The 19,943-nt window shown below is 29.2% G+C and carries 13 protein-coding genes; all 13 read left to right on the forward strand.

Going from position 1 to position 19,943, the window contains the following annotated elements; translation table 11 throughout:
- The first annotated feature begins 82 nt into the window (after positions 1–82).
- The 13 genes from BLV71_RS08925 (at position 83) to BLV71_RS08980 (ending at position 19,777) form a co-directional block, all read left to right on the forward strand.
- On the forward strand, positions 83–6,643 hold the full coding sequence (locus BLV71_RS08925; RefSeq protein WP_176974381.1) for a non-ribosomal peptide synthetase: 6,561 nt from the start codon (positions 83–85) through the stop codon (positions 6,641–6,643).
- Positions 6,644–6,845: 202 nt separating this feature from the next.
- On the forward strand, positions 6,846–10,169 hold the full coding sequence (locus BLV71_RS08930; RefSeq protein ID WP_093870212.1) for a non-ribosomal peptide synthetase: 3,324 nt from the start codon (positions 6,846–6,848) through the stop codon (positions 10,167–10,169).
- An 80-nt stretch (positions 10,170–10,249) separates the two neighbouring features.
- The gene (locus BLV71_RS08935; RefSeq protein ID WP_093870213.1) at positions 10,250–10,987 is read left to right on the forward strand and encodes a thioesterase II family protein; all 738 of its coding nucleotides are present in this window, start codon (positions 10,250–10,252) and stop codon (positions 10,985–10,987) included.
- 362 nt (positions 10,988–11,349) lie between these two features.
- Positions 11,350–12,891 (forward strand): amino acid adenylation domain-containing protein, encoded by a 1,542-nt coding sequence (locus BLV71_RS08940; protein WP_093870214.1) that lies wholly within the window; start codon positions 11,350–11,352, stop codon positions 12,889–12,891.
- Between the two features lie 11 nt (positions 12,892–12,902).
- Positions 12,903–13,157, forward strand: a complete 255-nt coding sequence (locus BLV71_RS08945) for an acyl carrier protein (protein ID WP_093870215.1) — start codon at positions 12,903–12,905, stop codon at positions 13,155–13,157.
- On the forward strand, positions 13,157–14,047 hold the full coding sequence (locus BLV71_RS08950; RefSeq protein WP_093870216.1) for a chlorinating enzyme: 891 nt from the start codon (positions 13,157–13,159) through the stop codon (positions 14,045–14,047). The genes BLV71_RS08945 and BLV71_RS08950 overlap by 1 nt, the downstream gene beginning before the upstream one ends.
- 147 nt (positions 14,048–14,194) lie before the next feature.
- Entirely contained in the window at positions 14,195–14,449 is a 255-nt protein-coding gene (locus tag BLV71_RS08955) for an acyl carrier protein (RefSeq protein ID WP_093870217.1), read from the forward strand.
- Positions 14,449–15,339, forward strand: a complete 891-nt coding sequence (locus tag BLV71_RS08960; RefSeq protein ID WP_093870218.1) for a chlorinating enzyme — start codon at positions 14,449–14,451, stop codon at positions 15,337–15,339. The genes BLV71_RS08955 and BLV71_RS08960 overlap by 1 nt, the downstream gene beginning before the upstream one ends.
- 218 nt (positions 15,340–15,557) lie before the next feature.
- A complete protein-coding gene (locus BLV71_RS08965; protein WP_093870219.1) occupies positions 15,558–16,730 on the forward strand; it encodes an alpha/beta fold hydrolase in 1,173 nt (390 codons plus the stop codon).
- Between the two features lie 99 nt (positions 16,731–16,829).
- Positions 16,830–17,414: a GIN domain-containing protein gene (locus tag BLV71_RS08970; RefSeq protein WP_093870220.1), complete on the forward strand. Its 585-nt coding sequence runs from the start codon at positions 16,830–16,832 to the stop codon at positions 17,412–17,414.
- A 398-nt stretch (positions 17,415–17,812) separates the two neighbouring features.
- Entirely contained in the window at positions 17,813–17,947 is a 135-nt protein-coding gene (locus BLV71_RS18835) for a hypothetical protein (protein WP_255405145.1), read from the forward strand.
- A gap of 78 nt (positions 17,948–18,025) precedes the next feature.
- Positions 18,026–18,868 carry a HEAT repeat domain-containing protein gene (locus tag BLV71_RS08975; RefSeq protein WP_093870221.1) on the forward strand — a complete coding sequence of 281 codons (843 nt, stop codon included), beginning with the start codon at positions 18,026–18,028 and terminating at the stop codon, positions 18,866–18,868.
- An 18-nt stretch (positions 18,869–18,886) separates the two neighbouring features.
- The gene (locus tag BLV71_RS08980) at positions 18,887–19,777 is read left to right on the forward strand and encodes a hypothetical protein (protein ID WP_093870222.1); all 891 of its coding nucleotides are present in this window, start codon (positions 18,887–18,889) and stop codon (positions 19,775–19,777) included.
- Positions 19,778–19,943: the final 166 nt, after the last annotated feature.

The raw sequence follows: 19,943 nt of genomic DNA on the forward strand, positions 1-19,943 counted from the left end.
TCTTAATCTATTTGATATAGGAGTTGTTAAGGCTTTCTTGTTTTCAAACGAGATGGTTTTTACTATAAAAAAATATTCAAAAATGGAAAATTTACTATTAGAAATAAAAAAATCTGGTATTCGTATCAACGTTAATGAAGAAAATTTAAAGTTGAAAATTCCAAAAGGCTTTAATAATGATTCTTTATTAGAAAATATCAAGAATAATAAGTTAAAGTTGATTGATTATGTAGAAAAGAGTAAAAGGAAAAATAATATTTTTAAGGAAATTCCAAAGGTTAATAGTAAATCTTCAAAATTAACACCATCTCAATTGAAAATGTTTTTAGCTGAGGAGGTAACAAAGGGTACCAACGTATATAATACTCCTTTTGCTTATGAACTGAAAGGAGCGTTAGATATAAAACAATTTGAAAAAGCTTTTATTGAATTAATTAAAAGACACGAAAGTTTAAGAACGTATTTTGTTTTAGATAATAATCACGAGCCAATTCAGAAAGTTTTAGAAAATTTTGATTTTAAGTTAGATTATTGCTCTTGTACAAAAGAAGAACTTGAAAAAATAAAGGAAAGTTTCTCATATCCTTTTGCTTTGGATAAGGCGCCATTGATAAGAGCAAAGTTATTAGAAATTGATAAAGATTCATTTATTTTATTAGTAGATATCCATCATATTGTTTTCGATAGCATCTCTATGGAGATCTTTATGAAAGAATTATTTTCTTTATATAATAATATAGAGTTACCTAAGCCTAAATTAAATTATATTGATTATGCTACCTGGTTTAATGGAAAAGAGAATAGAGAAAATTTAAATACTCAAAAAGAGTTTTGGGTTAATCAATTACAAGGGTATTCAAATACAGCTATACTGCCTTCAGATTTTAAAAAGAAAAATGAAATGTCATTTGAAGGAGACTGCATGAAATTTAAGATATCAAATAATAGAAAAGAAATCCTTGAAGTACTTGCCAAGAAATATAAGATTTCTTTGTTTACTTTACTTACTAGTCTATATGGTATTTTACAAGCAAAATTAACTGGTGTTGATGATATAGTAGTTGGAACACCTGTAGCAGGAAGAAGGCATTGGAGTGTTGAAAATATTATAGGTATGTTTATGAATACTCTTGGGATTCGTATACTTCCTAAAAATGAATTGAAATTTGATGAATATTTAAAAAATGTTAGTTTAAGTGTTATGCAAAGTTTTGATAATCAAGAGTACCCGTATGAGGAGCTTCTTGAAGATTTGAAAACAAATTATACTAACGAAAAGACTCCATTATTTAATACTCTTATTTCTTTGGTTAATTCTACAAAAAATATAGGAAGTAACATAGGTGAATTTAATATAAAGCCTTTAGAGTTTGATAAAGCTACTTCTAAGTTTGATTTGAGCATGTATTTTGTTGAGGGAAACGACGAAATCAGTTGTGTATTTGAGTACAATACACAATTGTTTAAGAAAAACACTATAAAACAATTTTTTAATTATTTTACAAATATTATAGATCAAGTGTCTATTAACGAGTCAGTTATTTTGGGTGAAATATCTCTTCTTAATCAAAGCTCTAGTAATGAATTAATAAAACTTAATGATTTTACCAATGTGAGCTTTCAAAAAGAAGCGACTTTGGTTGATTTATTTGAGAATCAGGTAGAGAAAATGCCAGATGATATAGCTTTAATATTTGGTGAAAAAACGATGACCTATAACGAGGTAAATCAAAAATCAAATAAAATAGCTAGAATGTTACGTTCAAAGGGAATTGGTCGTAATGATGCTATAGGTGTTTTAATGGAAAAAAACCTAGAAGTAGTAATAAGTATGCTAGGTATTTTGAAAGCTGGAGGAGCTTATGTTCCTATTGATGTTACTTATCCACAAGAAAGAATCGATTATATAGTAGAGAATAGTCAATTAAAATGGACATTAGCTTCTGAAGAGTATTATGGATTAGTTGATAAAGCTAATGTAGAAATTATTAATGTTTTAGACTCAGAGTTAATTTTAGATTCTTCAAATTTACCAAAAATGAATCATCCTGAAGATCTTTGTTATATAATTTATACTTCAGGAACTACTGGTAAACCGAAAGGAGTTATGGTAGAGCATAAGAATGTGGTTCGTCTTCTTTTTAATAAAGAGTTTCAATATGATTTTAATAATAAAGACGTGTGGACAATGTTTCATAGTCATTGTTTTGATGTAAGTGTATGGGAAATGTACGGAGCATTACTTTATGGCGGTAAATTGATTATTGTTTCTCAATCAGATGCTCGAGACCCTTCAAAATATTTAGAAATATTACAGAAGCATAAAGTAACCATATTAAATCAAACTCCTACAGCTTTTTATTCATTGAATAATACTTGTCAGAAAAAACAAGTGTTATTACCAGACGTACGATATGTTGTTTTTGCAGGAGAAGCATTAACTCCTTCAAAATTGAGTAAATGGAGAGAGCGTCAACCAAAGGCGAAGTTAATTAACATGTACGGAATTACGGAAGTTACTGTACATATGACTTATAAAGAAATTGGAGACCAAGAAATACAAGATAGCATAGGTAATATAGGGAAAGCTTTACCAACAGGGGCTATATACCTTTTAGATAAAAATATGAAGCAAGTACCTGTAGGGGTTATTGGTGAAATTTATGTAGGAGGTCATGGAGTAACCCGTGGTTATATGAATAATAAAGAACTTACAGATTCACGTTTTATAAAAAACCCTTTTAAAGAAGGAGATCGTCTTTATAAATCAGGAGACTTGGCAATACTTTTGTCTAATGGAGAATTGGAATATAAAGGACGAATTGATAGACAAGTTCAATTAAAAGGTTTTAGAGTTGAGTTAAAGGAAATTGAATCTCATTTAGTTCAACATGAATTAATAAAAGATGTAGTTGTAAATATGGCTAAATCTGAAAAAGATGAGCCTTATTTGTGTGCATATTATATAGGACAACAAGAATTACAAGTTACTGAGTTGAGGGCATATTTGGAAACTAGGGTACCACACTACATGATACCATCTTATTATGTTAAAATCGAAGAAATACCATTTACATCAAATAATAAAATTGATTTTTCTAAACTACCAAAGCCAAAAGTTGGAACATCTGAAAAAGCATATTTGGCCCCAACCAATGAAGAAGAAAAAATAATGTGTAAAATTTGGGAAGAATGTTTAGGTGTTGGTCAGATAGGAATATTAGATAACTTCTTTGCTTTAGGAGGAGATTCTTTAAAAGCAATTGGGTTGATATCAAGAATAAATGAGTCTTTATCATCGTCTCTAATTATTGCTGATATTTATTCAAATCCAACAATCAAGAAATTAGCAAGTATCGTTAGACCTGAAGAAGATTTGAAGTATGAGATTTTGAAAAAAGAAGTAGATGAAGAGCTAAATCTATTCCAAGAAACGTATAAAAAAAATAATCAATTTCAGGATTCTTACGAAGCAGTATATCCAATGAGTGGGATAGAAAAGGGAATGGTATATTATACACTATTAACGAAAGAAGAAAATGCTAATAATATTTTGTATCACGAGCAAAATATATACCCTCTTCTTCTAGATAATTTTAATTTAGATACTTTTAAACGTGCATTAAAATTATTAACTAATAAACATGAGGAGCTGAGAAAAATATATGATTTAAATAATTTAACTCATATTATTTTAAAAGAAATAGAACCAGACTTGAAGTTTATTGATATATGTCATTTAAATACTCAGGAACAAAAGGAATATATTTCGAAAAAATGTGAAGAGGAAAAATTGAAGCAAACTGAGCTTTCAATGTCTCTAATCTGGAGAATGCATATTATTAAAGTTCGTGAAGATTATCAATATTTATTATTTGATTTTAACCATTCATTGATGGATGGTTGGAGTTTGGCTGTGTTTTTAAGAGACCTATTTAATACTTACGATTACCTTGTAAACGACTCAGAGTATACTCCAATGCAAATTCGAGGAGGGTATAAAGATCAAATAGCCGCAGAATTAATGGCTTCTAAAAATGAATCGAGTAAAAATTATTGGAAAACAGAATTAGAAGATTATAAACGTTTTGAACTGAAACCTACAGGAAATCCAAGTAAAACAATTACTAATAATTATGATTTAGGTATTGAATTCCGAAAAGAATTAGAAGGAGTTGCAGAAAAATTGAATGTGAGTTTTAAACATTTATGTTATGCAGCATTGATGTTTTCGTTGAAAAGAATGACTTATGAAAATGACTTAACAATTGGAGTTTCTTCAAATACAAGACCTTTAATTATAGATGGAGAAGAACTGGTAGGCTGCTTTTTAAATACAGTCCCATTTAGAATAAAAGTTCCTGAAAATATAACTTGGAAAGAATATATAAACCTTGTAGATGATAAGTTAATAAATTTAACCTATCATGAGCGTATTCCTTTTTATAAGATTTTAGAATATATTGACGAAAAAACCATTGATCAAAATCCTATTTTTGATGTAAAACTGAATTATATTGATTTTAGGCCTTATAATGAGTTTAAAAATAAAGAGGATAATTTTTTAGAAAAAACAATGGCTGATGCCAAAGCTTATGTAAATGAAAATACCCCTTTAAATTTAACGATACTTGCTCAAAATGATATGTTTGCGCTGAATTTGATTTATTCTTCGGCATTTTTAGAAGCAGAAGAGTCAGATAAATTGTTTAGATATCTTAAAAACACTTTAGAGCAGATAGCAAACGATGTTAATGAAAAACAAAAAGGTGATAGTATTCTAGATCAAGAAGAGTATTTGAAATTAACGAATGATTTTAATGATATAGAAGCTCCTTTTAAAAATAATAAAACAATTCTTGATCTTTTTAATGAACAAGTTAAAGAGTTGCCAGAGAGCCTAGCAGTTACTTTTGAAAATAAAAGTTTAACGTATAAAGAACTAGATGAACTTTCAAATAAATTAGCTCATAGACTTATTGATATGGGAGTTAAAAATGAAACTTTAGTTCCAATAGCTGTAGATAGGTCAATAGAAATGATTGTAGGAATTTTAGGTGTTTTGAAAGCTGGAGGAGCTTATGTTCCAATTGATCCTACATTTGTTCAAAAAAGAATAGATTATATCTTGAGTGATATTAATTCAAAGTTTGTATTAACTCAACGTCAGTATGATAGTAAATTTAACATATCAAAACTTTTCATAGATGACTTATCAACTTATAGTGATTATGATAAGTTGCCTCCAAATATTAAGGTAGATATTACTTCTTTAGCTTATGTTTTTTATACTTCAGGAACAACAGGACAACCGAAAGGGGTAATGAATAGTCATTCTGGAGTTTGTAATAATTTGTCATGGATGAAGAATCATTTTAATATTAATAAAGATGATCATATTCTACAAAAAACTAATTTCTGTTTTGATGTTTCAGTTTGGGAGTTAATACTTCCAATTATTTCTGGAGCAAGAATAGTTTTTGCAAAACCAGAAGGACATAAAGATCCTAAGTACATAGAGAAAGTAATAGCTGAAGAGGAAATAACTTTAGTGATTTTTGTACCTTCAATGTTAACCATTTTCTTAATGGGGATAGAAAAATTTAATGAAGGAAAACTTCGTGGTATTATTACGATAGGAGAAGAGTTAAAATTATCAACAGTACGAGATTGTAAGGCTAAACTGCCAAATGTATTATTGCATAATACTTATGGTCCAACTGAAGCTGCTATTGCTGTAACTTCTATAAACTTAAGTGATTATGCTGCTAATATTGTTCCTATTGGTAAACCTATAGGAAATACGAAGATTTATATAGTGAATAGTCAAAATGAGATACAACCTACAGGGGTTAAAGGTGAATTATTAATTGGTGGTGTTCAAGTAGCAAGAGGATATCTTCATAAACCAGAGTTAACATCTGAAAAATTTATAAAAGACGAGTTTGACCCAAATAGTGAATACAAATTATATAAATCAGGAGATTTCGCTCGATGGCTTCCAGATGGAACAATAGAATTTTTAGGTAGAATAGATAATCAAATAAAACTTAGAGGAAATAGGATAGAGTTAGGAGAAATAGAATTTAATTTATGTAATCACGCTGCCATAGAAACGGCGATTGTATTATTAAGAGAATACAATGGAACTCCGCATATAGTAGCTTATTATCTACCTAATGGAAAAGAATCATTAAATATTGATGGATTAAAAAATTATTTAAAAGAGAGTTTACCAGAATATATGATTCCTACATATTTTGTTGAATTAAATGAATTACCGTTATCATCAAGTGGTAAACTAAACAAATCTTTACTGCCAAACCCAAAAGTTTTAAGATTGGCTTCACATGTAAACCCTTCAAATAAAACAGAAGAATTATTACTGGATATATGGTCGGAGATTTTAAGTCTTGAAAAAGATAAAATTAGTGTAACTACAAGTTTCTTTAACATTGGTGGAAATTCATTAAGCGTAATAACTCTCGTAAACGCTATCTCAAAGATGTTTTCTGTTGATATGTCACTAACTGATGTTTTTGCAAAACAAACGATAAAAAGAATATCCGATTACATAATTACTATTAAACAAGTAGAAATGGAACCTGAAGTTATCGACAAAAATGTAGCGCTGTTACTCTAGTTAACAGTAGGGTTGGTAATTAGTTAAATGCAATTATATAGTTAATACCTTATTGATTTTGTAATTATTGAAATAGTTGCTTTTGAATCATAAGAGCATTGTTGAAGAAATATCAAATGTAGTGCCTTTATAAATTTTATTTCAACCTTAACATAACAGAATTATATAGACAAAATAATAATCGAAAAACTAAGTCGATATCATGAAAATAGACGAATATATTAGTAGCTTAAGAGATAAGAATATTATTGTTTCTTTTTACAATAAGCAAATTGCCGTTAATGCAGAAGACGGAGTTTTAACACCAGAAATAGTATCAGAATTAACTTCTAAAAAACAGGAGCTATTAGATTTTTTTGGGGCAGTTAAAAAAGGAAAACAGTTTGAACCAATTCCTAAGGCATTAGAGCAAGATTATTACCCATTATCATCTGCACAAAGCCGCATGTATTTTTTATATGAGTTTGAAAAAACAGGAACTAGTTATAATATGCCTAGTTTTTACAGGATTAGTAAAAATCTGGATATCTCTAAGTTAGAAGCTGCTTATAAAGAATTAGTTCGCCGTCATCAGAGTTTATGTACAGTTTTTAAGTTAGTTGATAGTCACCCAGTTCAACAAGTCATAGATTCTAGTTTATTTGAATTGACATACCACCAGTGTTCTGCCTCAGAGGTAGATAGTACTATCGCTGATTTTGTTAGGCCATTTGATTTGTCAAAAGATTTTCCAATTCGTGTATCATTGGTAGATGTAATAGGTCAGGACTATCTTTTGATGAGTGATGTACATCATATTATCAACGATGGTGTTTCTAATGAAATTTTGATGCGTGATTTTTGGTCAATATATAATGAAGATGTTTTACCTGATTTAGGTATTCAATACATAGATTATGCAGTATGGCAGGAAAGTAATACTTATCAAGAGTTAATATCACAACACAAGACGTATTGGTTAGATTGTTATAGAGATGAACTTACTACTTTGGAATTACCTACAGATTATTCTAGACCAGCTAATCCAAGTAATAAAGGAAAAGATTATAAATTAACCTTGTCCAAAAAACAAAGTGATCAGTTAAGATCTGTAGCTGGATCGGAAGGGGTTACAATGTATATTCTGTTTTTAGCAATATATAATGTGCTTTTAAATAAGTTATCGAACCAGACCGATATTGTAGTAGGTACTCCTACAGTTGGACGTCATCATGCTGATTTGGAAGGTTTAGTTGGTATGTTTGTGAACACTTTAGCTTTACGCAATAAAGCAGATTCAAATCTTAGTTTCAGAGATTTTTTAGCTAATGTTAAACAAAATACTTTAAAAGCTTTTGATAACCAGTTGTATCAGTATGAAGAATTGGTAGACACTATAGAAATACCTAGAGGTACAGGTCATAATCCATTATTTGATGTTTTCTTTTCTTATGTAAATCGTATAGGAAATGTTGATATTAATAACAGTTTGGATATTACTATTGAACCTCATGGAGTAGCCTATACGAGTGCAAAGTTTGATTTGAGTTTTGAGGTTATAGATGCTGATCAGATTAGCTTCATATTTAATTATAGAACAGACTTATTTAATACTACTAGTATAGAACGTTTTTCAGGTTCTTTATTAAGAATTATTGATGAGGTTTTAGAAAATAAGACGCAATTATTAAGTGAAATTAATATTTTATCGGATTCAGAAAGAACTCAATTATTAGTGGATTTCAATAGTACATCTGTTGATTATGATTTTGATAAGACTGTATTGGATATGATTAAGAATCAGGCTGTCACAAGACCAAATGCAGAAGCTGTTATTTTTGGAAAAGAGATACTTACTTATAAAGAATTGGATTTACGTTCAGATCTTTGGGCTTCTAATTTAATGACTTCAGGAGTAGTAACTGGAGCTGTAGTTGGTTTAATGATGACTCGTTCAAGTGAAATGATCATAGCTATTTTGGCAGTTATGAAGGCAGGAGCTGCATACATGCCAATAAATATTGATTTGCCAGGTTCACGTGCAGTTTATATGATGGAAGAAAGCGGCTGTAGTAGTATTATAGCGAACATAAAAAGGAAGCCAACAGAATTAGAATCTTATTCATGGATAAGTGTTGAAGAATTAGATAATGAATTCAATAATAAAAAGAAATTACCTATTGTAAAGTCTGATAGCTTAGCTTATATACTTTATACATCTGGCTCTACTGGTAGACCTAAAGGTTGTATGATTTCTCATGTCAATTTATTCAATTATATTTTTTGGAGTAATAATTATTATTTTAAAAATCCAGAAGAAGGAAATTGGGGATTAATGACTTCTATGTCATTCGATTTATCAGTAACAGCAATTTTCACAAGCCTTTCTAGAGGGAAGAAACTATATTTATGTGATGAAGGTAAGAGTGTAGATCAATCACTGTTAGAATGTTTTACTAACCCATCATTAGATACTTTAAAAATAACTCCCACACATGTAAGTGTTCTTAAAGATTTAGATATTTATAACACAAACATAAGTACTGTTATTTGTGGAGGAGAACAATTAAAGAAAACACATGTAAAAATCTTAAAAGATTTAAACGAAAATATTAGGATATATAATGAGTATGGTCCTACTGAAACTACAGTTGGTTGTACTGTAGCAGAAATAAGAATGGATGATAATAAAATTTCTGTAGGAAGTCCTGTTGCTAATACAAGATTATATATTCTTGATTCTAATCAGAAAGTATTACCCATAGGAGTGGTCGGGGAAATTTATATTGGAGGAAAAGGAGTCTCAAAAGGATATATTGGAAATTCATTGTTAACTACAGAAAGGTTTGTGTCAATTGATAATTCAATTTGCTACAAAACAGGTGATTTTGCACGTTGGTTGCCTAACGGTACTATAGAGTATTTAGGAAGAATAGATGATCAAATAAAACTTAGAGGATATAGAATTGAGTTAGGAGAAATAGAAAACAGATTAATAGAATATTCAGAAATTAGTTCAGCAGTTATTATTAACAAACAATTTAATAATGATGATTGTTTAGTGGGGTATTATATTTCAGAAGGAAATAGTCAAATTAAAATAGAGGAATTAAAAAAGCATTTATTGCAAACTTTACCAGCTTATATGATTCCTTCTTATTTTATTGAGATTGTTGAAATTCCGTTAACTCCTAATGGTAAATTGGATACATCTTCTTTACCTGAACCAGAAATATTAAGGTTAGCATCTCATGTTGATCCTTCTAATGAAACAGAAGAAAAGTTACTAACTATTTGGTCAGATATATTAAAGGTAGAAAAAGAAAAAATTAGTGTAACGACAAGCTTTTTTAATATTGGGGGAAATTCTTTAAAAACTATTACACTGTCTAATTATATCTCAAAAATATTTTCAGTTGAAATTTCAATAACTGCACTTTTCAATAAACAAACTATAAAGTCAATAGCAGATTATATTATCACGGTTTATCAACTTGATAATGAAGCAGAAAATGAGAGTGAAGAAAAGGTAGAAATATTATTATAATAATTGTGAAAAATTGTACGGGATAACAATTTATGTCTCTAACAACAAGAACGTGGAATAATCAGATTAAAACTTAAAACATGAAAAAACAGATAAAACTATTCTGCTTACCATATGCTGGTGGATCAGCAAAATCAATTTATAGTAAGTGGAAAGAGAGTTTAGATTCAGCTATTGAATTACATCCAGTAGAGTTAGCTGGTAGAGGACCAAGAATTGGAGAAAGTCTTTATTCAAATGTAGAAGAGGCAGTAGAAGATGTTATTTCTAAGATTAGAAACCAAATTACAGATTGTGATTATGCTATTTTTGGGCATAGTATGGGGTCAATTTTAGCATATAAAGTTATTCAGAGAATAAATGAACTAAAATTACCACCACCAATTCATTCCTTTTTCTCAGGGCGAAGAGCACCTCATTGTCCAAGTAGAAGGCCAAAACCTTTTTCAGATATGAATACATTAGAGCTTGAAAAAGAAATAAAGGAATTAGGAGGTACTCCTCCAGAGTTTTTTGAGTATCCAGAATTAAAAAATATTTTTATGCCTATTATTAAAAGTGATTTTAAAATTGCAGATACTTTTGTTGAATCATCAGATATAGTAATGTTTAATCATGAGATATCGGTTTTTGTGGGTAAAGAAGAGGACGTAACTAATATAGAAGCTGATGAATGGATGCAACATACAAGAAAAAAATGTTCAGTTGAATATTTTGAAGGAGGTCACTTCTTTTTATTAGAAGAGGAAGAAGGTCATAGAGTTATTGATACTATCAATAGCTGCTTAATAAATAAACATCAATATATAAGTATGTAATGATTCGTAAAAACTTTTTAATAAGAGAAAGTTAAATCATACATAAAAGTCCATACTATTGATAAAAACTATTTTAAGTTTTTAGGCCACTAATACTTCAGGGTCATGTTTTTAATAGGAACAATGTTCTTAATAATAGCACTTAGATTAAGAAATAAGCCATTTCATATTGTCCAGAAAATTTAGAAATAAATACTGGAGAAAATATGAGAGATATCGTATAAGTGTTTTTCTTAAGTATCACACTACATAGTATTTGTATTAAGGAATCTCTGTTCAAAGGTTTTAAACACTAATGCTATGTTTAAATTGAAACTTAAATCCATTATAGATAATATAACTAACAGTAAATTTTAAAAATTATGCAATATTCTTTTAACTCAAATAGAAGACTTGAAGAGCATTTCAAAGTAAATGCAAAAAAGTTTCCCAAAAAAGTTGCAATTTCATGTAAAGGTGTTGATTTAACTTATGAAGAGTTGGATCAAAAATCAGATTTGATAGCCAATTTGGTAATGAAGAATCTAAAGGAAGACACTCAATATGTGGGCTTGTTAATGAATAGAGGCTTGGAAATGGTAATCTCTATTTTAGGTATTCTTAAAGCAGGAGTAGCTTATATCCCTATCGATCCAGTAAATAACCCAACAGAAAGAATTAAACTTTGTTTATCAGAAGTAAATTTAAATCTATTAATTACAGATAGAGTAATAGATATAAAGAATGTAAAAACTTTACTTGTAGAAAAAGATATTCTTAATGAGCAAATTGAATTATCTAGACAGGAAATTATTCCTGTTAAAAAATCGGAAATTGCTTATGCTATTTTTACTTCAGGAACTACTGGAATTCCTAAAGCTGTTCCAATAATACATGAAAATGTATTGAATATGTTTCATAATTCACAAGAAATTTTTGAGTTTTCTAAAGATGATGTATGGGCTTTATTTCATTCAATAGCTTTTGATTTTTCAGTGTGGGAAATTTGGGGAACATTACTTTATGGGGCAAAGTTAGAAATTGTACCGTTTGCAGTAGCTAAAAATACAGCACGCTTTCGCCGTTTCCTAATGGAAAAAAAGATATCAGTTTTAAATCAGACAACAGGTGCTTTTTATAGTTTAATAAAAGCAGATCAAAATAAAGAAACTAAAATTGATTCTTTAAGGTGTTTGATTTTTGGAGGTGAGAAACTTGATGTTCATTTACTAAAACCATGGGTTGATAGGTATTCTTCTACAGCTTCAAAACTAATTACGGTATATGGTACAACAGAGACTACAATTTTTACAACTTTTAAATATATAGGTCATAACGATATTATAGATAATAAGTTAAGTCCAATAGGAGAGCCTATTCCAGGGTCGGATATTATTTTAGTTGGAAAAGGAAACGAAATAGCTACTGAAGGTGAAATATACATATCAGGAGAAAGATTATCAGAAGGTTATTTGAATAGAACGGAATTAAATGAAACTAAATTTATTTCAAAAACCATATTAGGTGAAACTGTTAAGTATTACAGAACAGGTGATTTAGCTTTTGAAAAGAATGGAGAGTATTATTTTCTTGGAAGAGTTGATAGTCAAGTGAAGTTTAATGGGTATAGGATTGAACTTGAGGGAATTGAGAGTGTTGTTATGTCACACCCTAAGATTATGAGGTCAATAGTTTCGGTAGATAAGACCTTATCACATCCAAGATTAATAAGTTTTCTAGAACCAATAGATAATCTTTCTATAGAGGATGAGGATAATATTATTGATGAGGTTAAGAGTTTGACAGAGAGTTTATTGCCGTTTTATATGGTTCCTTCCGAGTTTATGTTTATTGATAAAATTCCATTAACAGTTAATGGTAAAATTGACCATAAAGAATTATCAGAATTAAGTAAAACCTATTAAATAAATAAAAAATGAAATCAGAAGAATTATCAGTAAAGAGTCACAAACTATGGAGTGATATATTAAGTAATGAAAAAATCAATAGAGAAGAAGATTTCTTTGATCAAGGAGGAACATCATTGTCTTTAATAGAATTAATATCTAAGACCAAAGAGCATTTCTCTGTTTCTTTAAAAGCAAGTGACTTCGAAGAAGGATTATCCCTTGAAATTTATGAAGGACTTATATTAAAATCAATGAATAAAGAACCACAAAAAGTAGTATAATGAATAGTATAGAAGCACCAACAAGAGAATTTAAGTTTAGTAAAAAAGAATTAGAAGAATTCAGAAAGAATGGATATGCAGGACCATTTACCTTGTATGATTCAGAAGATATGAATGAAATAACAAAAAAACTTAGATATAGTTTATTAGATCGTTCAAATAGTGTGTATGAATTCAACGAGGATATTAACGAGATAAATGATAGAGCAAATTATGACCGTCATTTAGATGTTCCTTTTTTAATGGATCACATAAAACAACCTAAGATTGTAGATAAACTTACTGATGTTTTAGGAGAAAATGTTCTTTGTTGGAGGTCAGAATGGTTTCCAAAGTATCCAGGTGATAAAGGAACAGATTGGCATCAGGTAGATACATTTGAATTTTCTAGTGGAGAACCACAATTAGTATGGCCTCAGAAAGAAGACTTTGGAGGTACTATAACAGTATGGACAGCACTTACAGATGCAACTATAGAAACAGCATGTTTAAAGTTTATGCCAGGAACACACGAAGAATTATTTTATGATGAGAGTAAAGGAGTTGATTTTGATCCTGATGCGATTCATGATGGTTTTTTTGGGTATGATTATCAAAATTTACAAAAAGATTCAGATTGGGTACCAGACGAGTCATTAGCAAAATCGATAGAGATGAAAGCAGGACAGTTTATTATTTTCTGGTCTACTTTAATGCATGCTTCTCACTCTCATTTAGGAAAAACGAATGATATGCGACTTGGATTTGCTGCACGATTTGTGCCTGATATGGTTGACGTTTATCCAGGGAATCCTAAAGAATTAACTGAATTTGGAAGCACAGTTTCTTTAGAGAAGTATAGAACTGTTGCGGTTGCTGGAGTAAATAGAAATCCTAATAACATAACTTAATTTTATATAGAAGATAGTAGGTGTTCTACTTCTTTTTCACAGGATTCTATTGAAGTTTATCGATGAAAATCCATTAAAAATTAATGAAAAAGGTGATTATAAAGACAGATAGAATTAAATAAAACTAATTAATTAAATAAATAAAAAATGAAATCAGAAGAATTATCAGTAAAGAGTCACAAACTATGGAGTGATGTATTAAGTAATGAAAAAATTAATAGAGAAGAAGATTTCTTTGATCAAGGAGGAACATCATTGTCTTTAATAGAATTAATATCTAAGACCAAAGAGCATTTCTCTGTTTCTTTAAAAGCAAGTGACTTCGAAGAAGGGTTATCCCTTGAAATTTATGAAGGACTTATATTAAAATCAATGAATAAAGAACCACAAAAAGTAGTATAATGAATAGTATAGAAGCACCAACAAGAGAATTTAAGTTTAGTAAAAAAGAATTAGAAGAATTCAGAAAGAATGGATATGCAGGACCATTTACCTTGTATGATCCAGAAGACATGAATGAAATAACAAAAAAACTTAGATATAGTTTATTAGATCGTTCAAATAGTGTGTATGAATTTAATGAGGATATTAACGAGATAAATGATAGAGCAAATTATGACCGTCATTTAGATGTTCCTTTTTTAATGGACCACGTAAAACAACCTAAGATTGTAGATAAACTTACTGATGTTTTAGGAGAAAATGTTCTTTGTTGGAGGTCAGAATGGTTTCCAAAGTATCCAGGTGATAAAGGAACAGATTGGCATCAGGTAGATACATTTGAATTTTCTAGTGGAGAACCACAATTAGTATGGCCTCAGAAAGAAGACTTTGGAGGTACTATAACAGTATGGACAGCACTTACAGATGCAACTATAGAAACAGCATGTTTAAAGTTTATGCCAGGAACACACGAAGAATTATTTTATGATGAGAGTAAAGGAGTTGATTTTGATCCTGATGCGATTCATGATGGTTTTTTTGGGTATGATTATCAAAATTTACAAAAAGATTCAGATTGGGTTCCAGACGAGTCATTAGCAAAATCGATAGAGATGAAAGCAGGGCAGTTTATTATTTTCTGGTCTACTTTAATGCATGCTTCTCACTCTCATTTAGGAAAAACGAATGATATGCGACTTGGATTTGCTGCACGATTTGTACCAGATATGGTTGATGTTTATCCAGGGAACCCTAAAGAATTAACTGAATTTGGAAGTACAGTTTCTTTAGAGAAGTATAGAACTGTTGCGGTTGCTGGAGTAAATAGAAACCCTAATAACATAACTTAAAAATGAATAATCATTGAGCAGAGATATGGAGATATTCTATAGAAGAAAGTTTTAATGTCTGTCTATAAAGATGACAATTTTTAAACTTTCTTCTTGAACTCCTATTGTTTATGTAATATGTTTTTCAAAAACAAAAACTAGCAGTTTTATATAGAAACTCTATGATGTTAACAATTTAACACTTTTTTAAATTAATCCACTTTTATAAATTATTTTTTATGCTAAATACTATAGAACAGATAGAGATAAGTGAATTTTTAGTGAACATTAAATCCTTATTGAAACAACGAAGTGAACAGGTAAGGATTTTGAAACAAGTAGAGCTTGATTCTAAAGGGTTTTATACTAAACTTGAGGAAGTTTTAAAAGAATTAGAAATCTATAATCATGTTGATTTTATCACATCTAAACCAAATGATTTTGACTTGTATGAAGAGATCATAAACACATTTTGTAATGATTACTTTACTAAACTGGGAAATCTTGATATTCATGGTTTGAAAGAGAATCTGATGAATTATGGAAATAACCCGATTCATATAGTTGATAGAGTAAAAACTCAAAAATTGACAAGTTCTGATGGTACAGTATTGGATGTGTTTTCTTACGGAGATATTGAGAATAGTCCAATAATAATAGCCCTTCCAACTGGGTTACCAATGTTAATAATGAAACCTTGGATAGAACTTTTAGCTAATAAATATTTTGTAATTACATGGGAAACAAGAGGGATGTCTAAATCGTCAACTACAAAACAATTAGATATTCCAAGTCAATTAGAAGATTTAAAAAATGTTATGAAGTTTTTCAATCTAGAAAAAGTTCATTTATTTGGAGTTTGCCATGGAGCTAATTTAGTGCTTCATGCTTGTAATGAAATCGATTCTAAAATTATATCAGCAAGTCTTTGGCATGGTGATTTTAACTGGAATGATGATAATAAGCTTACATATATACAGCAAAATATGAAGCGATTACTTGAAATGGCAGGGAGTCAAATTAATATTTCAGATTTAAGAAACTTAATGACTAATCCTAAGTCCATTGGTAAGTTATCAACTGATTATCCTATTAAAAACTTACCGCATATTATGTATCCTTATTTGACAGATGAGATTTTTTCCAGCTTCATCAAGTTGTCTAAAGATGTAATGAATAGAAATTTAAAGGAAATTGTAGATAAACTAAATAAAAAAATACTGATTGTTACCAGTTCAAATGACAATACTGCTCATCCAGAGGGGTCGGTTTTACTACATTCTTTTTTAAAAGAATCAGAGTTTTACAATAGAGAATTTGGGAGTCATATTTCTTTTTTTGAAGCACCAGAAGAATTATACAGCCTTTTTTCTAATTTTTATGAAAATAGCTTTGCTTGTAGCTTAGCTTAATACAGGAAAATATCTTTATTTAAGTTATCCAATAGTAAAATAAATTGTTGTTGACAATTTAATAAGATAAAAAATTAAATCTCATTAAAACAAATCGAAATGAAAATAAATAAACTTATGACATTACTAGGTACTTCATTGAATAGGCAAACTACAGCAAAGGAAAATGAAACTCGTAATTTAGAAAAATTTAATAAAGTAAATCTTGAAGGTAGAATAGAGCTTCATTTAGAAAAAAGCTCTCACCATTCGATAGAAATTAGAACAAAAAAGGCCTCAGATATTGCTAATTTAGTTACAGAGGTTCGTAATGACGAATTATATATTCATAATGAAAAAAATGTAGGCCATAGTAAAACTCCTAAATATATTATTCGACTTAGTCATTCAGGTATTTCAGATATAACATTGTCAGGAGTAGTAAGACTTATGTCGGATGATGTGATAAGTCAAAAATCTTTCAATATAGTAGGTGAAGGAATTTTAAACGGAAGTTTAAAAGTGTCTGTAGATAACCTTAATACAGATATGAATGGAGTTTCAAATATTAAAATTTCAGGTTTTGCTGATGTAGCCGATCTAAACATTACTGGTATTGGGAGAATTAATGCGAAAGGTCTTGAAACTAACAATGCCAAAAAAAGTACGGATGGTATTGCTACTGTTTTATTACCTTCAAATTAATCAATTTCGTTTTTCTTAACCAAGAATAAACTACAAGCTATAAAATATAAAAGCAATTTATTAAAACAGATTATGTTTAGCGCTGGTAGAAAAATCTAGAAAACTTATTTAATCATAATAACTTCTCTTTTCAGATAGTATTGTCTAACTATACAGTTAGTTTCAATGGTTTGCTCAATAGGAACTTCCTACAGTACCAATAATGTCAAATTCAAGACAAAAAGAGCTTAACTTTTGAAGAAGTTCTTATATCCGAATAATATATAACTACAGGGAAATACGTGATTATAAACGTATACAACAAAAAAAATATACACTAACAATTGTGTAATCGGCATAGTAAATAACATTTACTATTTAATTATTAATCTTTAAATTTTGTTAAAATGAAAACAGCAATGAAACAAAGACAGACAAAAAAAGTAAACCTACCGGAACTAAAAAATCCAATTAGTTCTAGCGTTAAAGAGGGGGCTTCTAATGGAACACAGCCTTGTTTAATTATAGGATGGCTTCCTCCTTACTTTCGTTAATCTTAATTAATGTTTTTGTAGAAGAATTCAAAATTAAAAAGCTATTTAGTTTTGGATTCTTCTTTAAATAGATGCTATATGAAACAAAATTTAAATTCAAAAAACAGTCAGATTTTCAAAAAATTTGAGGACAAAATATTGTTGTTAAATAACGAAAACGATATACTTAATGAAGTAAATATTTTTAGTAAAAGTATTTCAATAAATGGTATACTAAATCATTTACTTGAATTATTCTCTAATGAGAAGTATTACCTTCCTAATAATTCAACACAAAATAAAATAACATTGTTTAGTTCTTCTAGTTATGAGTTTAGTTTGATACATACTCCTCCTGAAGTAAGAACTTCTAGCGAAGCTACTTCATTGTATACTTATACTAATAACGTATTCTTTTGCCCATTAATTGATGTTAATGATGTGAGGTATACCATTTATGAACAAAATAAACGAGTAGCTCCTGATGTATTAGATGAAGATGTCAAACTACAGATAAAAAAAGAAAATGTTTTTGTTAAGAACGAGACAATTTTTTTAAGAAAATTTAAAGATGTTCTGCGTTTTGATGGAACTAAACCCTTGCTCCTTTTTATGATTATTTCAAGAAAAGATACATTAAAATATTCTTGGGAGTATAATTCTATTAGCCTTAAACCAGTACGTATAGTGTTAAGAGAAGTTAACTTCGCAAGATTAGGAACTACAGCGAAGATTTTAGGTAATATAGGAGATGGGAACTCTAAGGCATTATTATTGAAATTATCTCAACACGAATCACATATAGTAAGATGGGAAGCTGCTAGAGCTTTAATTAATATTGATTTTGAAGAAGGAGTTTCTGTGTTAAAGAGAATGATGAATGATAAACATATAGAAATAAGTATGGCTGCTAAGCAGTCAGTACAAATGCTAAACGTTTAAAATTAAAAAAAATATAATATGGCATATACTTATAAATCAAATACAACTGAAAGTATCAGTTTAGAAGAATTTATTGATACTTTAAACAGAACTATTTCTTCCGGAGATGAAGATTCTCTATTAGCTTGTGTTGATCCACTTTTTAAAATATCCAACAATGCTAATTTTTTTACAGAATACCTTAATAAGCAATTAGCATCAGACCTTTCTGATTTTCAAAATGCGAATGTGTATTCGGAACAAAGTTACATGATTTATGAATGTAAAGATTTTTATATAAGAGTTACATACTGGCCTGTATTATCTAATAATAATAATGTAAGAGATTCTCAAAACGAATTATTTTCATATGATTTTGCTCATGACCATAACTTTCCATTGCTAACAGCTGGATACAAAGGAGGTGGTTATATTACTAAATTGTGGGAATACGATTATGAAAAAGTAATAGGATATGCAAACGAAAAAGTTGATATCAGGTTTTTAGAGGAAGTGACTTTAGCTCCTGGTAGGGCATTGTATTATAGACCATCGAAAGATATACATTCTCAGTTTGCTCCTTTGAAAGAAGATTCGTTGGCAATCAATATTATTATGAAATCAAATAAATATTCTGATTGTAAGCAATATGAATTTGATATGAATAAAAAAGTAATTAAGAATGTAATGCACGGTAGCTCTTCCGCCAGATTTGGACTACTAGAATTGACTAATTTAGTTTACAATAGTACTACTATTGATTTACTACATAAATTGTCGAAAACCCATGAACTTCCACAAGTACGTGAAGAAAGTTTAAAAGCATTATACAATATTGAGAAAACAAATGAAGTATGGAAAATAGGGCTTCAGGATATAGATAAATCTGTTCAGCTTTATTCTGAATTGAGGATTGAAAATAATACATAGAGGAATATTTTTTGGAGATTACCGGAGACGAAAGTGTATGAACAAATAGACACTTGATAAAAAGATGTTTCAGATTAATTACGTTTTAAATATTTTTTAGTTTTAAAATAAAACCCAATCCTCTTATCACAAACATAATTTTATTTTCACAGATAATCTCAAAATT

This window comes from Tenacibaculum sp. MAR_2010_89, from assembly GCF_900105985.1.
Lineage (GTDB): Bacteria > Bacteroidota > Bacteroidia > Flavobacteriales > Flavobacteriaceae > Polaribacter > Polaribacter halocynthiae.